General features: G+C 52.0%; 18 protein-coding genes. 11 read left to right on the top strand and 7 right to left on the bottom strand.

The features are described from left to right. Positions 1-127: 127 nt before the first annotated feature. From cysD to FYJ73_RS03720, 5 genes are all read left to right on the top strand, one after another. Positions 128-1,033, top strand: a complete 906-nt coding sequence (gene cysD / locus FYJ73_RS03700) for a sulfate adenylyltransferase subunit CysD (protein WP_154533364.1) — start codon at positions 128-130, stop codon at positions 1,031-1,033. Between the two features lie 61 nt (positions 1,034-1,094). Continuing rightward, positions 1,095-2,372 (top strand): sulfate adenylyltransferase subunit CysN, encoded by a 1,278-nt coding sequence (gene cysN, locus FYJ73_RS03705; protein WP_206081675.1) that lies wholly within the window; start codon positions 1,095-1,097, stop codon positions 2,370-2,372. Between the two features lie 15 nt (positions 2,373-2,387). Continuing rightward, entirely contained in the window at positions 2,388-3,095 is a 708-nt protein-coding gene (locus FYJ73_RS03710) for a phosphoadenylyl-sulfate reductase (protein ID WP_154533365.1), read from the top strand. Between the two features lie 35 nt (positions 3,096-3,130). Further along, on the top strand, positions 3,131-4,012 hold the full coding sequence (gene pstC / locus FYJ73_RS03715) for a phosphate ABC transporter permease subunit PstC (protein WP_154533366.1): 882 nt from the start codon (positions 3,131-3,133) through the stop codon (positions 4,010-4,012). Between the two features lie 140 nt (positions 4,013-4,152). Beyond that, complete coding sequence (locus FYJ73_RS03720; protein WP_154533367.1) at positions 4,153-5,001, top strand: PstA family ABC transporter permease; 849 nt, start codon at positions 4,153-4,155, stop codon at positions 4,999-5,001. Here FYJ73_RS03720 and FYJ73_RS03725 read toward each other — a convergent pair. The 4 genes from FYJ73_RS03725 to FYJ73_RS03740 form a co-directional block, all read right to left on the bottom strand. Then, complete coding sequence (locus tag FYJ73_RS03725; protein ID WP_154533368.1) at positions 4,982-5,995, bottom strand: ABC transporter ATP-binding protein; 1,014 nt, start codon at positions 5,993-5,995, stop codon at positions 4,982-4,984. The genes FYJ73_RS03720 and FYJ73_RS03725 overlap by 20 nt on opposite strands. A 96-nt stretch (positions 5,996-6,091) precedes the next feature. After that, entirely contained in the window at positions 6,092-7,336 is a 1,245-nt protein-coding gene (locus FYJ73_RS03730) for a hypothetical protein (RefSeq protein WP_154533369.1), read from the bottom strand. Between the two features lie 34 nt (positions 7,337-7,370). Then, complete coding sequence (locus FYJ73_RS03735) at positions 7,371-8,219, bottom strand: DUF5689 domain-containing protein (protein ID WP_154533370.1); 849 nt, start codon at positions 8,217-8,219, stop codon at positions 7,371-7,373. A gap of 24 nt (positions 8,220-8,243) precedes the next feature. After that, positions 8,244-10,751 (bottom strand): TonB-dependent receptor, encoded by a 2,508-nt coding sequence (locus FYJ73_RS03740; RefSeq protein WP_154533371.1) that lies wholly within the window; start codon positions 10,749-10,751, stop codon positions 8,244-8,246. A 160-nt stretch (positions 10,752-10,911) separates the two neighbouring features. Here FYJ73_RS03740 and FYJ73_RS03745 point away from each other — a divergent pair, with 160 nt between their 5' ends. From FYJ73_RS03745 to udk, 3 genes are all read left to right on the top strand, one after another. Beyond that, positions 10,912-11,964: an endonuclease/exonuclease/phosphatase family protein gene (locus tag FYJ73_RS03745; protein ID WP_154533372.1), complete on the top strand. Its 1,053-nt coding sequence runs from the start codon at positions 10,912-10,914 to the stop codon at positions 11,962-11,964. 218 nt (positions 11,965-12,182) lie between these two features. Next, complete coding sequence (locus FYJ73_RS03750) at positions 12,183-12,764, top strand: uracil-DNA glycosylase family protein (protein ID WP_336509569.1); 582 nt, start codon at positions 12,183-12,185, stop codon at positions 12,762-12,764. Between the two features lie 44 nt (positions 12,765-12,808). Beyond that, positions 12,809-13,444, top strand: a complete 636-nt coding sequence (udk, locus tag FYJ73_RS03755; protein WP_154533374.1) for a uridine kinase — start codon at positions 12,809-12,811, stop codon at positions 13,442-13,444. Between the two features lie 11 nt (positions 13,445-13,455). Here udk and FYJ73_RS03760 read toward each other — a convergent pair whose 3' ends face one another. After that, on the bottom strand, positions 13,456-14,136 hold the full coding sequence (locus tag FYJ73_RS03760) for a DUF308 domain-containing protein (protein ID WP_154533375.1): 681 nt from the start codon (positions 14,134-14,136) through the stop codon (positions 13,456-13,458). A 104-nt stretch (positions 14,137-14,240) separates the two neighbouring features. Here FYJ73_RS03760 and FYJ73_RS03765 point away from each other — a divergent pair, with 104 nt between their 5' ends. Next, positions 14,241-14,750: a histidine phosphatase family protein gene (locus tag FYJ73_RS03765; protein ID WP_154533376.1), complete on the top strand. Its 510-nt coding sequence runs from the start codon at positions 14,241-14,243 to the stop codon at positions 14,748-14,750. 311 nt (positions 14,751-15,061) lie between these two features. Here the strand turns inward: FYJ73_RS03765 and FYJ73_RS03770 are convergent, their stop codons facing one another. Next, positions 15,062-16,117, bottom strand: coding sequence for a hypothetical protein (locus FYJ73_RS03770; RefSeq protein WP_154533377.1), 1,056 nt, complete (start codon positions 16,115-16,117; stop codon positions 15,062-15,064). A gap of 191 nt (positions 16,118-16,308) precedes the next feature. Between FYJ73_RS03770 and FYJ73_RS03775 the strand changes: the two genes are divergently transcribed. Together FYJ73_RS03775 and FYJ73_RS03780 are read left to right on the top strand one after the other, a co-directional pair. After that, a complete protein-coding gene (locus FYJ73_RS03775) occupies positions 16,309-17,883 on the top strand; it encodes a capsule assembly Wzi family protein (RefSeq protein ID WP_154533378.1) in 1,575 nt (524 codons plus the stop codon). A gap of 42 nt (positions 17,884-17,925) precedes the next feature. Continuing rightward, positions 17,926-18,372 (top strand): lipocalin-like domain-containing protein, encoded by a 447-nt coding sequence (locus FYJ73_RS03780; RefSeq protein ID WP_154533379.1) that lies wholly within the window; start codon positions 17,926-17,928, stop codon positions 18,370-18,372. 50 nt (positions 18,373-18,422) lie between these two features. Here FYJ73_RS03780 and FYJ73_RS03785 read toward each other — a convergent pair whose 3' ends face one another. Continuing rightward, on the bottom strand, positions 18,423-21,806 hold the full coding sequence (locus FYJ73_RS03785) for a two-component regulator propeller domain-containing protein (protein WP_154533380.1): 3,384 nt from the start codon (positions 21,804-21,806) through the stop codon (positions 18,423-18,425). Positions 21,807-21,826: the final 20 nt, after the last annotated feature.

The following is a 21,826-nucleotide window of genomic DNA, read 5'->3' on the forward strand; positions in this document are numbered from 1 at the left end:
CCCTCTTTGGGGTATCATCTTCTACCACATTGATGGGATATCAAATGGTCATAGTGTGGTATTTCTACAATCATGGATTTGCTGTAACTTTGCAAACAGTAAACGAGATAACATCACATTTTTGTATATGGACAACAAAACCATTCAACACCTCAAGGAACTCGAATCGGAGAGCATATATGTGTTGCGTGAAGTAGCGGCACAGTTCGAGCGACCTGTCATCCTTTTTTCCGGCGGCAAGGACAGCATCGTATGCACTTACCTGGCCTATAAAGCTTTCTATCCTGCAAAAATACCCTTTCCCTTGCTCCATATCGATACGGGACACAACTTCCAGGAGACCCTCGACTACCGCGATGCTCTGGTGAAGAAACTCGGACTGGAACTCATTGTTGGATCAGTACAGGAGAGCATCGACACGGGACGCGTGAAAGAGGAAACCGGCTACTATGCCAGCCGCAACAAACTACAGATTACAACACTGCTCGACACCATCGACAAATACAAGTTCGACGCTGCCATCGGAGGCGCACGACGCGACGAGGAAAAAGCACGCGCCAAGGAACGTTTCTTCAGCCATCGAGACGAGTTCGGACAATGGAACCCTAAGAACCAGCGCCCCGAACTGTGGAACATCTTCAACGGGCGCAAAAACATGGGGGAGCATTTCCGCGTCTTCCCTATCTCCAACTGGACCGAGATGGACGTGTGGCAATATATCTACCAGGAGAACATCCCCATGCCGAGTCTCTACTTCACTCATGAGCGTGAGGTGTTTCAGCGCGATGGTCAATGGCTGGCAGCCCTTCCCGTCATCAAGCGCAAGCCTACGGAGCAAGTAGTGAAGAAGCTCGTGCGGTGCCGAACCATCGGTGACATCACCTGCACGGGACTCACCGAGTCAAAGGCAACTACCGTGGCTGACATCATCGACGAGATCGCTTCCACGCGAGTCACAGAACGTGGCGGACGAGCTGACGACAAACGCTCGGAGACTGCTATGGAAGACCGCAAGAAAGCTGGATACTTCTAAAGAGTTGAGAGTTGAGAGTTGAGAGTTACGGATTACGAATTAGAAATTAGAAACTAAGATTATGACCAAACGAGGATATTTAGATATGGAGTTGCTGCGCTTCTCCACAGCAGGCAGCGTAGACGACGGCAAGAGCACACTCATCGGACGACTGCTCTACGACAGCAAGTCGATCTTTGAAGACCAGCTCGAAGCCGTGGAGGCCGCATCGAAAAGCCGCGGAAATGAAGAGGTAAACCTCGCCCTGCTCACTGACGGACTAAGGGCCGAGCGCGAGCAAGGCATCACCATCGACGTGGCCTACCGATATTTTGCCACCCCAAAACGAAAGTTTATCATCGCTGATACCCCGGGACACATTCAATACACACGCAACATGGTCACCGGTGCCAGTACCGCTGACCTGAGTATCATCCTCGTGGACGCACGTCACGGCGTGCTCGAACAGACGGTGCGTCACAGCTACATCTCATCGCTCCTTGGCATCCCACACATTGTAGTGGCTATCAACAAGATGGACCTTGTCGACTTCTCTCAAGAAGTGTATGACAAAATTGTCGAAGACTACAGAAAGATGTCGGAAACGCTGCATATCAAGAACGTGGTGTTTATCCCCATCAGCGCCAAGGATGGCGACAACGTGGTGAACAAAAGCGAGCGTACACCCTGGTACAAGGGTAAAGCCCTGCTCGACTATCTCGAGACTGTACCCGTGGGACACAAGACTGTGAGCGACTTCTTCCGCTTCCCAGTACAGTATGTCATCCGACCCATCAGCGAGAAGTTCCCTGACTACCGTGGTTATGCCGGACGTGTCAGCGGTGGCATCATCCGTCCGGGCGACCGCGTACGCGTATTGCCGTCTGGACTGGAAAGCACCGTAAAGAGCATTGACTTCGCTGGTGAAAGCCTCGATGAGGCTTATGCTCCAGAGAGCGTCACCATCCGTCTGAACGACGAGATAGACATCAGCCGGGGCGACACGCTCGTGAAAGCAGATGAAAAACAGCCACACGTGGAGCAGGACGTGACGTTGGACGTGTGTTGGCTCAATCAAACACCAGCCCAGATACGCAAGAAATATATCATCCGACAGGCTACCTTCGAGACGCAGGGCATGATCCGAAGCATCAACTTCCGGCGAAACATCAACACACTGGAGAAAGAACAAAACGTCAGCGAACTCGCTATGAACGACATCGCCGAGATTACCATCCACACGGCTCAGTCTCTCGTCTTCGATGCCTACGATGAGAACAAAGTCACTGGCAGTCTCATTATCATCGACCCTGACACCAACGAGACGGTGGGAGCGGGAATGATCAAGTATGTTGAATGATGAATGACAACAAAGATGAATGAAGAATTAATCACACGCCTTAATGCTGAGTTGGAAGGGAAGAGCGCAGAAGAGGTGCTTCGCTATTTCCTGAAACACTACAAGGGACGCATCGCTCTGTCGTCCAGTCTGAGCATCGAGGATCAAGTGCTCACCGACATCATCGTCAAAAAGGCACCGGCGACACGCATCTTTACGCTCGATACCGGCCGTCTCTTTCCCGAGACCTATCAGCTCATCGACCGTACCGACATGAAGTATGGCATTAAGATAGAGGTATTCTTTCCTGACTACCACGAGGTACAGCGCATGGTAAGAGAAGAAGGCATCAACCTTTTCTATAACTCTGTAGAGAGCCGCCATCGCTGTTGTCAGATCCGCAAGTTGGAACCGCTGCATCGGGCTATGCAAGGACTTGACGTATGGGTGTGCGGGCTGCGACGACAGCAGAGCGTGACTCGTAAGGACATGAACCTCGTGGAATGGGACGACATGCACGGGCTCATCAAGGTCAACCCACTCATAGAGTGGACTGAGCAGCAAGTATGGGAGTATATTCATGAGCACAGCGTGCCCTATAACAAGCTCCACGATAAGGGATACCCCAGCATTGGCTGTGAGCCCTGCACACGCGCCGTGAAGCCTGGCGAGGATATCCGATCGGGACGATGGTGGTGGGAAGACCCCAACCACCGAGAATGCGGACTGCATCAGAGAAACTAAGAAAAAGCAAAAAGCAAGTGAGTAAAATGAGCAGAATGACCTATCGCATTTTTAAAGATAAGATGGCTGGTAGCGTGATGGCCGCCCTGACACTGGCAGCTATTCTGCTGGTGGTGGTCATGGCAATGGAGCTGTGCGTGAAGTCAGCGCCCATCCTTCGCCACTACTCGCTTTGGACGTTGCTCACCGAAAGCCAATGGAAACCCATGAAAGGCGAGTTTGGCTTTCTGCCTTTTTTGGCCGGTACGTTCTGGTGCACAGTAGTGGCCATCGTACTGGCACTGCCCGTATCGTTGCTCATGGCTGTCTATCTCACAGAATATGCCCGCCCACAATTACGCACTTATGCTTACCCGCTGCTCGACATACTGGCCGGACTGCCATCGGTCATCTATGGTGTATGGGGCTCGCTGCTCATTGTACCGTGGATTTCACATACTGTTGCTCCTTTCGCAGACAGACAGAGTAGTGGCTACACCGTGTTGGCGGGTGGCATCGTCCTTGGCGTGATGATTCTGCCGCTGCTCATCTCTCTTTTCATGGAGCTCTTCGCCAACGTAAGCCAAAATCTGCACGAGGCCTCAACAGCACTGGGAGCCACACGCTGGCAAACGGTAAAACATGTTGTGCTCCGACAATCAGCACCAGGAATGATGGCGGCTATCGTATTGGCCCTGAGCCGTACGATGGGTGAGACAATCGCAGTACTGATGGTCTGCGGCAACCTCATCATCATACCCAACTCGCTTCTTGATGCTTGCTACCCTATCCCGGCTCTCATTGCCAACAACTATGGCGAGATGCTTTCGGTACCCATGTACGAGAGTGCACTAATGCTCGCTGCCTTTCTCCTTTTCATCCTTGTAGTGATGATGAATATAGGGTCGAGAATCATCCTTAAAAGATTCAGGAGTTAGAAGAAAGCGAGGAGGGGGAATAGATACGATTCTAATTATAACCCATACCCAAAGAACATATAATCATTAACCAAAAAGATGGAAGAGCCCTTGAAGCATATGACTCCCCCCTCGGGGAGGGGTTAGGGAGGAAGGCTATTATGAATAAGTTACCGTTTTATGAAGAGAAGTTGGTCAAGGCTTTGATGTACCTGAGTGTACTCATCGTGGCCTATTGTGTGGTGAGCGTTGTTGGAACCATTCTACAGCGCGGACTGCCTGTGCTGTCGTGGCAAATGGTCAGCGAGGTGCCAGGCGGAGGATTTTTCATCGGTGGTAAGGGTGGCTTTCTCAATGCTATTGTCGGCAGCCTCTACATCGTAGGAGGCTCCACCATTCTCGGCTTGCTCATCGCCCTGCCCGTCGTGTTCTACCTCAATGTCTATCTCAAGCCTACGTCGCGCTTTGCTGCCATCGCCCGATTGGCTTTCGACGCACTCTTCGGCATTCCGAGCATCGTCTATGGCGCTTTTGCCTTCACGCTGATGGTGGCTGTGGGCATGCGTGCCTCGCTTTTGGGCGGCATCATCGTAGTGACCATCATGATTGTGCCCATGCTCATCCGCAGTATGGACGAGGTGGCCAAGAACATTCCACACGGACTGTTGGAATCATCGTATAGCCTTGGCTCCACACGCATAGAGACTATCGGCATCGTGCTCCGACAGATAGCTCCGGCCATCGCCACAGCTACCTTGCTGAGCATAGGACGTGCCATCGGCGACTGCGCCGGCGTGATGTTCACCGCCGGATTCTCAGACCATATCCCTACATCACTCTCACAACAGGCAGCCACCCTGCCCCTCTGTGTCTTCTATCAGCTCACGGCTCCGCAACAGTCTGTGCAGGATCGTGCCTACGCTGCCGCAGTAGTGCTCACACTCATCGTGCTCGTCCTCAGTCTTGGCGGACGACTCATCATGAGCCACTTTAACAAGAATAAGGTGTAGCGCCTTCTATCAACTCCAGTAATTCACCGATAGTCTTTACTTGCCTATCCGTTCCATCATAATGGTAACGATAGCCTTCATCCATCACCTCAATACTATCTTTTGATTCGACATGTCTGCTGCCATGGATGCCATTGCGAGCCAACGCCTTGCGCACCATCAGATAGCTCACGCCATGTTTGCCATCCATGTGTATATCGCGCTGTGTGGCATTGTCAATACGGAACAAACCGTTCTCAGCATCGAAGGCAATGCCTTTATGCGCAAAGAACGAAGACATCTGCCCATTGAGCGACAGGTCTTCCGGTGTACCTACACTCAGACCATTATCCCGGTCAAGCAGCCAAAGCTCATCTGCGGTCTGCAAGGCAAGGTCAACGTCGTGTGTAGAGAGAAAAATGGTCTTGCCAGCTTCGCGTGAAATGCGGTGCAGGAGTTGCATCACCTCCACCTTGCTCGGGAAGTCAAGAAAGGCAGTCGGCTCATCGAGGAAGATGACTGGTGTCTGCTGCGCGAGTGCCTTGGCAATCATCACCTTCTGTCGTTCACCGTCGCTGAGCGTCTGGATCATGCGCGGAGCCAACACCGAGACGCCAACCATGTCCATGGCTTCGTCCACAATGCGATGATCGTCGTCGCTGAGCCGTCCCCAAAAGCCGGTATAGGGCGATCGTCCCATGCCCACGATTTCCTCCACTGTCATATTGCTCACGTCAGGCTTATCGGTAAGTACCACTCCAATGGTCTGTGCCAGCTCATGACTGCCATAGTCCTTGATGTCCTTGCCACTAATCTCCACACTGCCTGCTATCGACGGCTGGAAGCCGGAGAGTGTACGCAGCAGCGTGGACTTGCCCACGCCGTTGACACCCAACAGGCAGGTGACCTCACCGGCAAAGAGCCGGGCACTGATGTCGGCTATCACTGTACGCACGTCATGCCCACTGCGATAGCCGATAGAAAGATTCCGAAGTATGACCGTTGCTTGTTTCATGCACACAAAGGTACACAATTTCAAGGGAATGAGAAAGAAAAAGCCCTGCAAACCGCAAGGAGCAGTGCAGGGCTTTAATTATAATTTTATGAGATACTATTCCGTTTTGCCATTCAAGGAATAGAGACAAGCTTTTCTAGAGGCTGTCTCCGGCGTGCCATTGAAATTGGTCAACTTGCCATAGACAATGACCTCATCACCGACGTTTACTTGGGTATTACCTTCTACCCATGACTTATTACCGAAATAGTACACGCTGTAGCAGGTGAACTCAGCGGACTTAGAACCGTCTGCCGAGATATTGAATGTGGCAGTACCATGCTTAGCATCAAAGATGTACGTAATCGAAGTGATCTTTCCCTTGATGTAATAGCTCTCTGTTGAAGTTTTGCCCTTGCCAAGAGCTTTGGCAATATCCAAAGCCTCAGATGGAGTCAAGGGATTGTCCTTGCTCAGACCTTTATCGCCTGCACTTGGAGTCTCGCCACTTCCCTCAATGCTGACGATCTGACTATTCTTGTCCACTTCATAGATAGTGGTACCCTTCTTATCAAAAGGCTTTATGACACCCTTGACAATAACTGTCTGTCCAACCTTCAAGTCTGACTTACTGTTAAAGTCTGCGCCATTGAGTCCCTTGCCAGAATATACCTGCAAGTCTTCTGTCTTGCCGTCATCGGAGAGATAATAGCTAAGGCTGTGGTAATCTTCGCTATAATAGTCTACCTTTGACACCACTCCCTTCACATAGACTTCTGTTGTAGGTGCCTTTCCTTCCTTGATAAGATCCACAGCCTCTTTGACCGTGTAAGGATTTTCCTTGCTCTGACCTTTCTCATCGCCAGGCTGCTCCTGTGTGCCTTCACCTTCAATACTGACGATCTGACTATTCTTGTCCACTTCATAGATAGTGGTACCATTCTTATCAAAGGACTTAATGACACCCTTGACAACTACAGTCTGTCCAACTTTCAGGTCAGACTTACTGTTGAAATCTGCTCCATTCAGTCCCTTGCCTGAATATACCTGCATATCCTCTGCCTTACCATCATCAGAGATATAGTAACTCAGACTCTTGTAATTAGCATTATAATAATCCAACTTGGAAACAATGCCCTTCACATAGACTTCTGTAGTAGGTGCCTTGCCATCTTTGATAAGTTGCACTGCCTCCTGTACAGTATAAGGATTGTCTGCACTCTGTCCCTTAGCGTTGGGATCTACATTCTCACTGTTGTTACCCGTATTAGGGTAGTCGTACGGCATAGGCACGTCCTCGCAAGAGGTGAACGCAAAGGCGACGGCAGCCAGCGCAAAGAGATATGATAATAACTTTTTCATTGTTGTTCTGTGTTATATATATAATAAGGTGTGTTTACTTGACTGCCTCGATATCGTCGAGGCTGCGAATGATAAGTTCCCAAGAATTGTTGTAGCGTTTGAGAATACCCGTGACGTTGACCTTGCCCTGTGGCAGTGGATTGCTGGCGAAGTCGGCATAGTTGCTGGTGTAGACCATCGTCGTGGTAGGATATTCATTGAAGTAGACGCTCACAGAGCCTGATCCGGCACTGGCGTTGGCAAATGTCTTCTTACCATCAGCCCCCTTGAAGCTCACATTCTTCATGGTGACGAGCTTACCGCTGTAGGTCAGTCCGTCGGACGCAGGCTTCCAACTGTTGTTGAAATCGATGGGCGCGATCGTCTGGCTCTTGCCCGTCAGGCGGAAGTGGTGGTTCCACACAGCACGGCTCATACGTCCGATAGAGTTCTGGCCTTTGGCACTCGTATAAGGAGTACCAATCTGCGGGTGAAGACCATAGTTGCCCACGCTGAGTCCATTGAGCTCGATGATCACCTCGGCTCCAACGGGGAAAAGTCCATAGAGACCACCCTGTGATATACCAATGGTGATGGCACCTGTACCGTCATCGATGACGAGCTCGTTGTAGAGGTTGCCTTGCACGTCGTTGCCGGTGACATAGCCTTTAATCTCAGTGGGCTGCTCCACCTTCTTGTAGCTGTAGCTTGTGGTGATAGCACTCTTGTATGTCTCTTTCAGCTGGGCGATGGTCACTACATTGGTCTCGCTGATGCTGCTGTTGCCGATACCGGCCTCGTCAGCGGTCTTCACCGGCTCATCGTAGTCGCCCTGGCAGGACGTGAAGGTCAGAGCCAGAATGCAGGCCAGAAAGCCCAACCGATAAAATATCTTGTTTTTCATGTCTGTAATGAATTGAGTCTGCAATTAGAACTTATATGCGATGTTCAACATGCCGTTGGTACCGTAGGCATAGTACTTCTTCGGGTTCTTTGGGAAACTGTACGTACGCAAAATGCCCGTAGACTTAATCGCAGAGCGGCTTTGTTCATAACCGCCGGTCACCAGATGGGTGTTATTGAGGATGTTGGTCACCATGAGATTAATGCTCAGGCTGCCATGCTTCAGATAGATACTGCGGCCAATAGAACCGTCCATCATCCAACCGCCGTGACCCTTACTTTGTGACGGGACTATCAGATTATTAGCCTCATCGAAATCTTTCGAGTTCTCCAGATAGCTCTGATAGCGATAGTACGGTGAATAGCTCAGGTAGATGCGATCATACCAGTTACCGGCCAGATCAATGAACCAGCCACCCTGATGATAGCTCAGTTTGATGCTCGTGGCAGTGAGTGGTGTGCCGTTCTCACGCATATTCTTCACCAATGCTACATCCTGATTGTAAGTACCCTGCGTGGAGTTGAGATAGACGACCTGTGCATTGCTCACGTTCTTGGCATCGCTGATGGTACCAAGGAGCTTGAGGTTGAAGGCAGAGGTGAGCTTGAAGTCGAGTCCTGCTTCCACGCCGTAGTAGTCTTTCTTCAATCCATTCAACGAGTTGTAGGAGAAGCTGTTGATGTTGTCGAAGTAGAAGCAAGTCCACTCCGTAGCGTGTGTGATGTGGTTGTAGTAACCGCTGATGTTGGCGTGTAACCAGCTGTTAAGGAACTGATAACCGATCTCTGAGGAGAAGATGTGCTCGTTGTGCAACCCAGCGACGAAGTCATTGTTCATTTCCGGAGCCACGAAAGCTACTGAAGCCTGCGGTGCCTTGCTGTCATAACCCATGCCAAGTGTGAGCGTATGACCGCCGCCAAGGTTGAAATTGCCACTGGCTTTGACGCCGCCCTCCACGAAGTTGGCTGTACCGCTCTTACCGTAAGAGTTGTTGGCAAAGAGTCCGTTGCGCATCTTGCCGTTGCGCTGCATGCTCTGGTAGCCCAGGCGACCGGCAACCATATAATGCACAATGCCGAAGTCCTCGGTATAGCTTGTCCAGCCCTGCACACGGTTGGTGAGGATGGTGTAGTCATAACCGAACTTATCTCCCTCGCCGACGACAGCATTGGGATGGTTGAGATCGTATTGCAACTGGTCGGAACCTTCTGCAAACGTACCAAGCGCGTAGTTATTGGTATTGTGATACGAAGTGGCACCAAGCAGATCATCCATTGTCTGATAATGGTAGTTGACGTTATGAGCGGCGAAGATTCCGTTGGTCCACGTGATGTTCTTCGTCAGATTGGTGGTCAGCGAAGTGGACAGCGTAAGGTTCAGCTCGTTGTTATGGCGCTTCTGGATATAGTAGAGCGCATCCTGCCCGTTGGCAGCCGCCTGGCGGTTGGCATAGATCAGCTCATCGAAGTTGATCTGCCTGTTGCGCTCACTGCTTGACAGATAGTCACGGGTATTCTCCCAATCAGCCAGCGCAAACTCTGTGTTTTGCACGTTACTGCTGTTCCACACATCGTAGAAGTTGCTCGGCAATCGCTTGTAGTAGTCGGGCTGCGGGTTTTCAGAGTTATTGTAGTTGAGCTTCGTACTGGAATAGATGCTGTACTTTCCAAAGAGCGAAGTCGTCAGCTTATTATTATTGTTGATGTTCCAATCCCAAGTGAAGATGGCTGAAGGAGCGAAGTCGCGCACTATGCGGCTGTTGCGTTTCTTGCCGTCCTGCCAGCCCCAGTATGGGTTGTATTGGTTGTCGTTGGCGAGCCAGTACATCTCATCAGTGGATGCCCCCTGCGTACCACGCTCAGTGGGGTTGCCCCATGTCGAGAAGGCCAGGCTATGACCACCGGTAAGGAGCTTTTGTACACCAAAGAAATAAGAAAGCGCATTGTACGATGTACCCTTGACATATCCCGGATTGGCCCAGCGATAGGTGATGTTGGCAGAGTAAGCCCATCCCTTGTCGGTCAGACCACTATTATAGGTGTACATGCCACGAAGTACATAGTTACGGTTGGCCGCCGAAAGCGTGATGCGCTGTCCTGTGGCCATGGCAGCCGGACGGAAGTTGTAGTTGTTCGATCCAGCAATACCCGTGTACGCAAAGTTGTTCGACTCGAAAGGCAGTGCCGCCTCCATGCTGCGTGTCTGTTGGTTGAGGCCGCCGACGAGTGAGTAGCGGAATTGTCCTGTCTCCATATCGTTGACCGGCGCACCATTGATATACATCTCGTTGTACTTCTGGTTGAGCGCCCGATAACGGAACCTCATCGGCGAGAACAAATACCCCACCTCCGAGGCATACACATTCGAGCCAGAAGAGACAATGGAGACATTCTGCCCCATGTTCTCGTCCTCACCCAACTGTGCTTCTGTGAAGGTGAACGCAGCCTCACCGACGTTGGTCGAATCGCTCTGCGCAAATGCCAGCGGAGCATAGCTCATGGCCATCACGGCTAAGATAAGCTGTTTTTGCATAATTGTCAGTTGTTATAATACTATTAATAATATGTGCAAAATTACCAAAATAAATGGAGAGTTTACGATTTCCCTTGTTAAAATTCTAAGAAAAGGTCTATTATCTCAAAATAAATTGCGATATTTGCAGCACAATATTTCATACATGTTTTTTACGACAATGAAGAGACATCTTTTAGCATTTGCTTGTTTTCTGCTGCTGTGCCTTGCGACATCAGCACAGAAGAAATACGCTGTTTATGCGGTAGGCTTCTACAACCAAGAAAACTTGTTCGACACTTGTCACGACGAGGGCAAACGCGACTACGACTTTCTGCCAGAAGGTTCTTATCGCTGGAATGGACTGAAATACAGCCATAAGCTCCACAACATGGCACGCGCGTTGAGCGAAATGGGCACGACCATGCTGCCCGGCGTAGGCTGCTCGGTCATTGGCATGGCAGAGGTGGAAAACGCCAAGGTGCTCACAGATCTCTGTGCACAGCCGGAACTGAGAAAACGCGACTACCAGTATTGCCACGTCGAGGGTCCCGACAAGCGCGGCATTGACTGCGCCTTACTCTACAATCCCCAAATGTTCCAAGTGAAGACTGTCAAACTCGTACCTTACATTCCCACGGCAAAACAAGACTCGGGCTTCACCACGCGCGGCTTCCTCACCGTCTGTGGCACGCTGGCCGGCGAACCTGTGAGCTTCATCGTCTGCCACCTCCCCAGCCGCTTCAATGGATCTTACTACCGGGAAGTCGGTGCCGCTCAGGCAAAAGCTGTTAAGGACTCGCTGCTCCGACTCGACAAAAACGCCAAGGTCTTTATCATGGGCGACATGAACGACGACCCGACCAACAAGAGCATGTATGAGGTACTTGGGGGCAAGGAGGACATCAGCAAGGTTGGAAGCGATGACATGTATAATCCTTGGTACAACATTCTGACCAAACAAGGTACCGGCACACTGCGCTATCAGGGAGCCTGGAATCTCTTCGACCAGATTCTCCTCAGTCCCTCCTTGCTTGACAAGAAGGGCACGCACGACTTTAAGACCCTGAAATATCTGAAATGCGAGATTCAGCGCATGCCCTATCTCTTCCAAACAGAAGGTAAGTACAAGGGTGAACCCAAGCGTACCACTGCTGGTGGCGTATGGCTCGACGGCTTCTCTGACCACCTGCCCGTGTGCGTATACTTGGTAAAAGAAAAGCCTCTCCCATAACCCCTTCCCCAAAGGGAGGGGAATAATATGCTTCAAGAAAAAGCAAAGGGCAGATCAAAACGTCCCGTAAAGGATCAAACCAAGCCCCCTATTTTGAACCGAGCATAGCACCCTACATAGGACCGAGCATAGTGCCCTGCATAGAACCGAGGATCCGTTTGGTATGACGGCGTTGTGCGCCGTCCCACTGCCCACTGCTCATTCATCACTCGTCATTCATCATGATTGAAATTCATCCTTTTGAGCCATTTCTTCCGAAGAATGCCAAGCTGCTGATGCTTGGCACCTTCCCTCCTGCACCCAAGCGTTGGTGCATGGAATGGTACTACCCCAACTACACCAACGACATGTGGCGTATCTTCGGCCTATGCTTCTTTGGCGACAAACTGCGATTTGTAGACACTGACCACAAGACCTATCGGCTGCAAGAACTCAAAGACTTCCTTCTTGACCGTGGCGTGGCCATCTTCGACACTTGTCTGCGCATCCGCCGCACCAAGGGCACTGCCTCTGATAAAGACCTGGAAGTCGTGGAGCAAGCCGACCTCGACGGCATGCTGCGCTCTCTGCCGGAATGCAAGGCGGTGATCGCCGCCGGACAGTTGGCCACCACGCTTTTCACCGACCACTATCATATCGACGCCCGCAAAATGAAGATGGGGGACCATCTCGACTTCACCTTTGAATCACGTACGATCCGGCTCTACCGAGAACCTAGTTCTTCACGCGCCTACCCGATGAAGGTGGAAAAGAAAGCAGAATACTACGACCGGATGTTTCAAGAGATAGGACTGAAATAGCTCCAAGAGTAGAAAAAGAGTATCCACAAGAAAATACAAGCAATATGGAAAACAAAAATAAGAAAGTCACCATCATCGGCATTGCCGGTGGCACTGGTTCCGGCAAGACCACCGTGGTGAAGAAAATCGTAGAAATGCTGCCACCACACTATGTCACCGTGGTACCGCTCGACTCTTACTACAACGACACAACGGGCATGACCCAGGAGGAACGCTCTGCCATCAACTTTGACCACCCCGATGCCTTCGACTGGAAACTGCTTATCAAGCAAGTCAACGAGTTGCGCCATGGTCACGCCATCGAGCAGCCCACCTACAGCTATATCCTCAGCAACCGACTGCCGGAAACCATCCACGTAGACCCCAAGCCTGTCATCATCATTGAGGGCATCATGACACTACTCAACAAGACTCTCCGTGATATGATGGACTTAAAAGTCTTTGTAGACTGCGACTCCGACGAGCGTCTCATCCGCAACATCCAGCGCGACACCATCGACCGCGGACGTACGGTGTCCATGGTCGTGGACCGGTATCTCAAAGTCCTCAAGCCCATGCACGAGCAGTTTATCGAACCAACTAAACGCTATGCCGACCTCATCATCCCACAGGGAGGTGAGAATGTCAAGGGCATCGGCATCCTCTGCAACTACATCGAGGGACTGGTACCCAAGAAATAAGGAAAAAAACGCTATACGGTAGGCCCGTTCTCTGACACCGTGTCATTGGCTTGTCCTGCCACATCATCCGATGTCTGCTCTGCATCCCCTCGTACAGACGAGATCTCTTCCGCCTTGTCGAACTGCTTTTTACAGCGACAGATCTTCAGGGCATCGATGAGATCCACCACGCCATAGACCATCAGGCACCACCCGATAATCAGTAATGGCGCGGAGGCTATTGCGCTCGGCTTTATCAAAGCCACCATACCCACAAGCAGAATGACAACAGGCAGTACCCACCATACCAAGCCAACACGGGCAAAGCGGGTAGCCAGCGAGAGGCTGAACAGCTGATAAGCACCACCGGCAATCAGCAGAGCTGCCAACACAAACATCAGTCCACCGACGAAAGTGCCCGGGCTGAGTGCCATCACGCTGCCCAATATGCCACAGCCCACTGCGACAACGGGGAAACGCCGCTGGCGGCGCTGCCCCAGCTTGCGACCCTGAGCATCGTAGAGCTCCACTTGCTCTTCACTGTTTTTGCGCAAAGCCAGATAGTCAATGAAACTGATGACTGCCGATATAAAAAACACAATGCCAATACCCACCGTGATCCACATCACGGCTTGCTCACGATACTGCACCAGCACCACTCCTCCGGCAATAGCACAGCAGGCGCGCAAAATGGACTTGGGAAATCTTTTCATGATATTATCTCCTTTTATTTCTGTCTTGCAAAGATAAGGAAAAAAACGGAAACGATAACGATAACAAGATATGAGTTTGAAAAAATTATAGATTCAATCAGGATATGACCACATTATTATTAGTACGCCACGGCGAGACCGTGGCCAACAAAGCACAAATCCTTCAAGGGCAAACTCCCGGTGAACTCAACGACACTGGCAAAGAACAGGCCCGTGCAGTACGCGACCGGATGGAAGACATACACATCGACACCTTCGTAGCCAGCGACCTCCACCGTGCCATCCAGACATGCGAGATCATTGCTGAGCCACATGGCAAGCCCGTCATCACCACACCCCTGCTCCGTGAGCGCGACTGGGGCAGCTTCACGGGGAAGTTCATCCCCGACCTGCAAGCCGTGAAACAATGGCCCGACGACATCGAGAGCCTTGAAAGCCTCAAGAGCCGTGCCAAGCAATTCATCGCATGGTTGAAAGCCACCTTCCCCAACCAAACCGTGCTGGCTGTCGGCCACGGCATCGTCAACAAAGCCATCCAGAGCATCTACTTTGGCAAACCGATGAACGAGATTCAGAAGATGACCAACGCTGAAGTCCGCAAGCTCGTCCTATAATCGCTCCGCCGCCTGCTGCAAAAAACAGCCCCGCCGCCCTTTTGACAAGCCTCCCGTTGCCCTTTTGGCAAGAATCCCTCTGTCAGGGGGAGCAGGTCTTGAGCGCCGTCCTCGCCGCTCGGTTTGCTGTTGTGCAGCAGCCCTTCCTTTGCGTTCCGTTAGCTGCTGTTGTGCAGCAGCCCTTCCTCTGCGTTCCGTTCGCTGCTGCTGTGCAGCAGCCCTTCCCTCTCCATACAAAAAAGCCCGCTCTCCCAGGACAGGAGAACGGGCAAAATGTTATCCAAAATACGACTCTTAATATCTATTGATTTCTATCTTCCATTTCCAAAGTGGCCACCACCAGAACTGTGACTGCCACCAAAAGCTCCGCCACCACCAAAGGACCGGCTTGGTGCGTTGTTACCACCACCGAAGGAGCGGGCTGGCGCACTGCTGCCACTACCGAAAGAGCGGCTCGGTGCGTTGCTCCCACTACCGAAAGAACGGCTCGGTGCGCTGCTGCCAAACGAACGGTTGGTCTCGCTGCTACGTGTTCCAAACGAGCGGTTCGGCGCGGAGAACGTGCGGCTGGGCTCTCCCGTCGTGGTGCTTCCACCAAACGAGCGGCTCGGCTGTGTCACGGTAGTACGTGTGCTGCTCTGACGGGCTCCAAACGAGCGTGTGCGGTCGCGTTGTGGGTCATAGCCTGAGGGCGCACTCGACACACTGTAGGTACGGCTGCCGCCACCGAAGCTACGGTTGCCGTTGTTGCCGCCGAAACGTGTGCCATTGCCAAAGCTACGGTTTCCGTTACCACGATCACCAAAGTCTCTGCCGTCAAAGCGTGTGCCCCTGCCAAAGTCACCGCGGTCAAATCCGTCGCGCATTCCCATATAGCGTCCACCATTGCCGCGGCGCGGTCCGTCGAAGCGACGACCATAGTACCAGCTGCGTCCGCCATTCATCCGCCAGCTGTGACCACCATAGTAAGTAACGTAGATACTCGGCCGACCGAAAAAGAAATAATCACGATGCGGATAGCGCGCATAGATGCAGAAGTGCCAGTACCCGCCGTCCCAGTAAAGCGGGCGATAGAAATAGGCTGCGTCGACATAGGTACGGTACTGCCAGTCGAGAAGCACATAGCTCAAGTCGAGATTGCGTTGACGCCAATAGACCCCATAGAGATCGTCATACGTGTTGATACTCATCAGGTAATCGAGGTTGATCTCGTAGGCAGCCTCATACTGCGCATCCGTGAGATTGAGTTCGTAAGCCATCTTGTCGGTCAGGAACAAAGCCTGCTGACGTGCCTGCTCATAACTCATGGCCGATGCCTGCACAGCCATAACCAAGAGGGCGACAAGAGTCAAAACTAACTTTTTCATATCTTCTTCTTTTTATTGTTCAACATTTCTCAGAGACAGAGGGCAGAGCGTCTAAACAGCTCTTTCCTCTTCTTCACGTTGCAAAATTAATAAAAAAGAAAAGACTCAAGAGAGGTTTTCCCCTATCGTGGAGAGGAAAATCCCTAAAAAGCCGTATCTTTGCAAAAGAATTAACGATCACAGGCAAAAAAATGACGAAAAGAATCCTTCTTTCCTTCGCCGCTCTCTGCCTCGCCAGTGCTGTCTCTGCCCAGTATGCATGGCAGGAAGGTGCTGATCCCGGAAAGTGGCAACCTGGCAAAGACATCCACTACAAAGTGGAGATGCAAGGCTCCATGTCCAGCGGCAAGACGCCTCTTTGGCTCAACGCCAATAAATATGGTCTTTCTTCACTCGAAGAGAACAACGGCTATCTGCGCATGCAGGCTATCAGACCGCTGAGCACCGACTCTGCCAGACGTTGGGCACTCGGCTACGGTCTCGACCTGGTGGCACCCGTTCACTACACCAGCCACGTCGTCGTTCAGCAGGCCTTTGCCGAACTGCGTTGGCTTCACGGCACACTCACCGTGGGTGCCAAGGAGTGGCCAATGGAACTGAAAAACAATGCCCTCAGTTCTGGCTCTCAGGCTTTAGGCATCAACGCTCGGCCGGTACCGCAAGTGCGGCTGGCACTGCCACAATACTGGACGCTGCCCTTTGCCAATCGCTGGCTTCATCTCAAAGGACACATTGCCTACGGGCGGTTGACCGACCAGAACTGGCAGCATGACTTCACCCAGAAACAATCGAAATATGCCGACGACGTGCTCCTGCACACCAAAGCCGGCTATCTGATGATCGGCAATCCCGACCGATTCTGCCCCTGGTCGCTGGAACTCGGACTGGAGATGGCTACGATCTTCGGAGGTACCGCATACCGGCCCGATGGTAATGGCAAGATGTCGCCTGTGCACAATGGTTCCGGATTGAAAGACTATCTCAAGGCATTCGTCCCTGGCGATGCCGATACTCCTGAACTTGGATCTGATTATCAAAACGCGGAAGGTGACATCCTCGGCGCATGGGTGGCACGATTCAACTACGAGGCTGACAGTTGGAAACTCGGAGTCTATGCAGACAAATATTTCGAAGACCACTCTTCCATGCTGCAACTCGACTACGACGGTTACGGCACGGGCGACGAGTGGAATGTGAAAAAGCGTCATCACTTCTTCCTGTATGACTTCAAAGACTGGCTGCTCGGAGTTGAACTCAACCTGCGCAACGGCACTTGGCTGAAAGACATCGTCGTGGAATATCTCTATACCAAATACCAGAGTGGTCCCCTCTATCACGACCATACAGCAGGAAGGCCAGAGCATATCAGCGGCAAGGATGATTACTACAATCATTATATCTTCCCTGGATGGCAACACTGGGGACAAGCCATGGGTAACCCGCTCTACCGCTCCCCGATCTACAACACCGATGGCACACTCACATTTCAGAATACTCGCTTCACGGCTTTCCACCTCGGCTTTGACGGACAACCCACTGACGTCCTCTCCTATCGCGTGTTGGCTTCCTGGCAGGAGGGACTCGGTACATACGAACATCCCTACACCAAGAAGCACCACAACGCCAGCTTCATGATCGAGGCGCGGTATGCTCTGCCCCGGCAGTGGAATGTCAAGGCTGCCTATGGCATGGACTTCGGCCATATCCTCGGACACAACAGAGGGGCTCAGATCACCATCTCCAAGTCCGGCATCTTCAACTTATAATATTCGAGTGACTTTAACCAAGTACAAACAAAAAATTACAATATGACCAAGTGCTTCAATATACTCTTCTCCCTCATTGCCACTGCACTCCTTCTGGTTTCATGCGGCGATCTGTTAGAGCATTCCCAAAACGGAAAGCTCGACGGCTACTGGAAACTGACCACCATCGACACGCTGACTACTGGCGGACAGAAAGATGTCAGCGAACAGAGTCTGTTTATGGCTGTTCAGGGAAAGATCATGATGCTCAACAACAGAGACAACGGTGCTGAATTCATCTTCCAGTTCAACAACTCCAACGGCCATCTCAAGATCTTTGACGCAAGACAGAGCAACCGTACCACCAGTGACCCTTTGCTGACTGATCCTGAAGCTATCAGACCCTTCGGCTTCAACAACTTGGAGGAGGACTTCACCGTGGAGAAGCTTACCAGTGGCAAACTCGTCCTCAACGACGGCACGCTCCGCCTCCATTTCATCAAGTTCTAAACATATCTATACAAGCATATAGCCCCATGCCACCGTGGCATGGGCTTTTTTTATGGTTTGTATTTGGCTGGGGTCACACCGAAAGCTTTTTGGAAGCATTTCGAGAAATAGCCAGAATCAGAAAAGCCTACCATATACATCACCTCCGACACAGAGAACTGTCCCTCCTTGAGCAGTGAGGCGGCACGGCGCATGCGCAGACTGCGAATCAGCTCCACAGGTGTCATACCCGTCATGAGCTTCACCTTTCGGTAGAGCTGTTTGCTGCCGATGCCAACAGTCTCCTGCAGTCGTGAGACGTTAAAGTCTGAGTCTGATATATTCTTCTCTATCGTTTCAAAGACCTCGTTCAGCAAGCGCTCGTCGGCACTCTTCTCCGTGCTGTCCTGCGCTTGGCCGACAGTAGGCTTGGCCATATCACGCTTGATGCCGAATGTCAGCCGAAAGCTCAGTGCCGTGTCCTCGGACATTACGTCGATGGTGCCTCGTCCCAGCTCCACTTCTCTCCTCACATCACTCAGCGGCGTAAGCGATTGTAGCAGAGTGATCCGCTGTTCCGGCGTGAGTGGCAAGTCCGTGCTGGTGAGTACATAGCTGACTTGCTGCCCCACCATGTCGGCATTCACAGCCACGGTCACTGTTGCCTGCGGATGCGAGCCGTCGATGAGATAGTCCATAAGCGAGCCAAACAGATGGTGCCAACTGATGATGTCCACCTCGGCAATAAGCGCGTCGGTATTGGTGGTAAATGCCACATTGACCTTTCGTCCGTGTGCCTTTTCCTTGCTGTCTTCTGTCAGTAGTCTCAGATAAGCCACCGTGTCGACAGACACCGGTGGGTCTGCCGGGGAGGTGTCTTGTCCGTCATCGACATTCAGCTTTCGATATACGAGCGTGGCCAACTGCCCGGACTCCTTTCTTACGATGTCCCACTCATGTCGTGTCTTCGTCGCTCCTGTTGTCTTAGCGTTGCCTGTTGCGAGCATCGTGTTGGCCGTAGCCATCAGTGTGCGCAGATGGTGGTTAAGGCGCTGGGCCAACTGAGAGTAAAACGTAGCCTTGTTGTGAACCTGCTCCAATATCTTTGCCTTCTCTCTTTGCTCCTGACGCAGACGCTGGCGCACACGCCAGAAGTTCCACCCCCAGCAACACAGTGCCACGAAGAGCAGGGCATACACTGCCTTTGCCCACATACTGAGATACCAAGGCGGCAAGATATGAACGTCGAAACCATAGACTTCGTCGGCAGGACGACCATTGCCGTCAAGCGTTCTTACTTCCAAGCGATAATCGCCGTATGGCAGTCCGTTGTAGGCAATGTGTCCATTCTCGGAATCCAATGCTGTCCATCCCTTGTCGTGTCCTTCAAGGCGATAGACATAGAGTGCCGAGGGGTGGTCGGCAAAAGGAATGTCTGTCAGACAAAATGCCACAGTGCTCTCACGGTGGCTCAGCGTGACGCTGCGGGCATAAGACAGATTGCAGCCAGAAGGATTGTAGAGCCGGCCATTGACGTAGAGTGCTGCCAGCGAAACGGGTTCTTGTACCGAGAATCTTGTCAGACTGGCAGCATCGACGCGATAAAAGCCATCGCTGCCAGCCAGACAGACCATACCGTCGCGGGTACTGTAGTTTGCGGCAAGCACATCGGCTGAAGGCAGACGATAGTTGACGTTACCGCCCTTGTTGCCGATGATGCGGCAAACATTGCCGGTGATGACCCACATGCGGTCGCCAACCGGACAGATCGTCGATACGCGTCCCTCGGGACCATCATCGTGAAAGTTGATCGTACGCGGAGCCTGCGCCGGTGAAGCAAAGATGTCCACACCTCCGTCATATCCGGCCCACAGTTGCCCACGCACGTCAGTGGCGATGAAATTATAGGTTCTGCCGGTCTTCACGGGGATAGCCTTACCCTGTCCGTGGGGCACACACGCCAAGCCTTTGTCATAGAAGAGTGCCCAGATATTATTCCCGTTGCCGATAGCCAATTGGCCGACATGTATACTCGGCAATCCGTCCGCTGTTGACAGATGGTGGTCTGCCATGCAGTAACCGCCGGAAGCCAAGAGCTTCTGCTTGGAAATGATGAAGATACCGCCCATGTACGACGCTATCCACAATCTATGTTGCCGGTCCATCACGATGTCGTAGGCCCATGTCGTCGTGTACTTGCCCGATGGATCAGCCACGATGAAGTTACGGAACTGTCCGGTAGCGGGATCATAGCAGTTGATGCCGTGGTCGGTAGCAACCCACAGTGTGCCGTCGGCATCCTGATAGATTTTCCTCACTCGGTTGTGAGAGAGTGAATAGGCGGCGTCGCCCTGCCGATACCAGGCCACGTGGCTGTAACCGTCGCCCTGCGTACGGAAGCGCAGAATGCCGTCGGTACCACCTGCCCAGTTATAGCCTTCACGATCTTGAAAGAAAGCATGCAGTCTATTGCCATCTCCACTATTCGTGATGTCACTGATGGGCACCCATTGGAAAAAACTGTTTTCGGCCAACAGCGAGAGTCCGTTGTCGGTGCCCAGCCATAGATTATCCCATCGGTCGCGAAAGAGTGTCCAGACAATGTTGTTGGCGATCGTCGACGGAACGCGTGCGTCGTGACCATAGCGTGTGACATCATTCTCGGCACGATAGGCATAAAGCCCGTTGTCAGTACCGATGAAGAGGGTACCGTCTGCTTTCAGGGAGAAGGCTTTTACCGAATTGCCGCGAAGTGCCTTTTCCTCCACGACATGTCCTTGCCTAAAGGCATAAAGTGCTCCCTCCGTACCCAACCATACACAATTCCGGCGGCTGTCGCGTATCATGGCGTTGACAAGAGGTTGACGACCTGATCTGAGCAGGACGCGCCCCACACGGCCACGAAGGGTATAGAGACCGTCAAGCGTACCGACCATCACAGTGCCCCCGTCTGCCAACAACGAGTAAACGGCGGAGGCGATGCCCTTGACACGGCTCACGCCATGATGGTCATAGACAAAGAGACCCGACGAGGCACCGATATACATTCGCTGTCCCACGGACAGCAGAGCCCTAATGTCCTTGGGAGACTTCGCCACACGCTCATAAGCATTGCGCCGGATGTCATAGACGAGCAAACCATCGTCGGCTCCGAGATAGAGCCGCTGTCCAATACGTAGGATACAATGCACACGGCTCTCGCAAAACGTATGCGCACGGTAGCGGGGATAGCACTGGTAACCGTCAAAACTATAGAGTCCGCGCTCTGTGCCCAGCCAGACGATTCCCTGCCCGTCCTGCTCAACAGCAAGGACGGTCGACGCGTCGGGCAAGGCATAATTGTTGAAACGCAGTGGTTGGGCTGCAATAGGCAGTGAACCCAATACCGTCAGCAACGCGACGGCTACATATATATATAATAAGGTGTAGTGCCTCTTAAATTGAAGATCTGGCATAAGCTAAGTTATTAGATACT

It is taken from the genome of Hallella mizrahii, assembly GCF_009695775.1.
In the GTDB taxonomy this organism is placed as follows: domain Bacteria; phylum Bacteroidota; class Bacteroidia; order Bacteroidales; family Bacteroidaceae; genus Prevotella; species Prevotella mizrahii.

Bases quoted from the DNA above. Each gene is read 5' to 3' on its own strand.
- cysD (WP_154533364.1), top strand. From the start codon at position 128: ATGGACAACAAAACCATTCAACACCTCAAGGAACTCGAATCGGAGAGC.
- FYJ73_RS03720 (WP_154533367.1), top strand. From the start codon at position 4,153: ATGAATAAGTTACCGTTTTATGAAGAGAAGTTGGTCAAGGCTTTGATG.
- FYJ73_RS03740 (WP_154533371.1), bottom strand. From the start codon at position 10,751: ATGCAAAAACAGCTTATCTTAGCCGTGATGGCCATGAGCTATGCTCCG.
- udk (WP_154533374.1), top strand. From the start codon at position 12,809: ATGGAAAACAAAAATAAGAAAGTCACCATCATCGGCATTGCCGGTGGC.
- FYJ73_RS03730 (WP_154533369.1), bottom strand. From the start codon at position 7,336: ATGAAAAAGTTATTATCATATCTCTTTGCGCTGGCTGCCGTCGCCTTT.
- cysN (WP_206081675.1), top strand. From the start codon at position 1,095: ATGACCAAACGAGGATATTTAGATATGGAGTTGCTGCGCTTCTCCACA.
- FYJ73_RS03745 (WP_154533372.1), top strand. From the start codon at position 10,912: ATGAAGAGACATCTTTTAGCATTTGCTTGTTTTCTGCTGCTGTGCCTT.
- FYJ73_RS03785 (WP_154533380.1), bottom strand. From the start codon at position 21,806: ATGCCAGATCTTCAATTTAAGAGGCACTACACCTTATTATATATATAT.
- FYJ73_RS03760 (WP_154533375.1), bottom strand. From the start codon at position 14,136: ATGAAAAGATTTCCCAAGTCCATTTTGCGCGCCTGCTGTGCTATTGCC.
- FYJ73_RS03725 (WP_154533368.1), bottom strand. From the start codon at position 5,995: ATGAAACAAGCAACGGTCATACTTCGGAATCTTTCTATCGGCTATCGC.
- FYJ73_RS03770 (WP_154533377.1), bottom strand. From the start codon at position 16,117: ATGAAAAAGTTAGTTTTGACTCTTGTCGCCCTCTTGGTTATGGCTGTG.
- FYJ73_RS03710 (WP_154533365.1), top strand. From the start codon at position 2,388: ATGAATGAAGAATTAATCACACGCCTTAATGCTGAGTTGGAAGGGAAG.
- FYJ73_RS03780 (WP_154533379.1), top strand. From the start codon at position 17,926: ATGACCAAGTGCTTCAATATACTCTTCTCCCTCATTGCCACTGCACTC.
- FYJ73_RS03735 (WP_154533370.1), bottom strand. From the start codon at position 8,219: ATGAAAAACAAGATATTTTATCGGTTGGGCTTTCTGGCCTGCATTCTG.
- FYJ73_RS03765 (WP_154533376.1), top strand. From the start codon at position 14,241: ATGACCACATTATTATTAGTACGCCACGGCGAGACCGTGGCCAACAAA.
- pstC (WP_154533366.1), top strand. From the start codon at position 3,131: ATGACCTATCGCATTTTTAAAGATAAGATGGCTGGTAGCGTGATGGCC.
- FYJ73_RS03775 (WP_154533378.1), top strand. From the start codon at position 16,309: ATGACGAAAAGAATCCTTCTTTCCTTCGCCGCTCTCTGCCTCGCCAGT.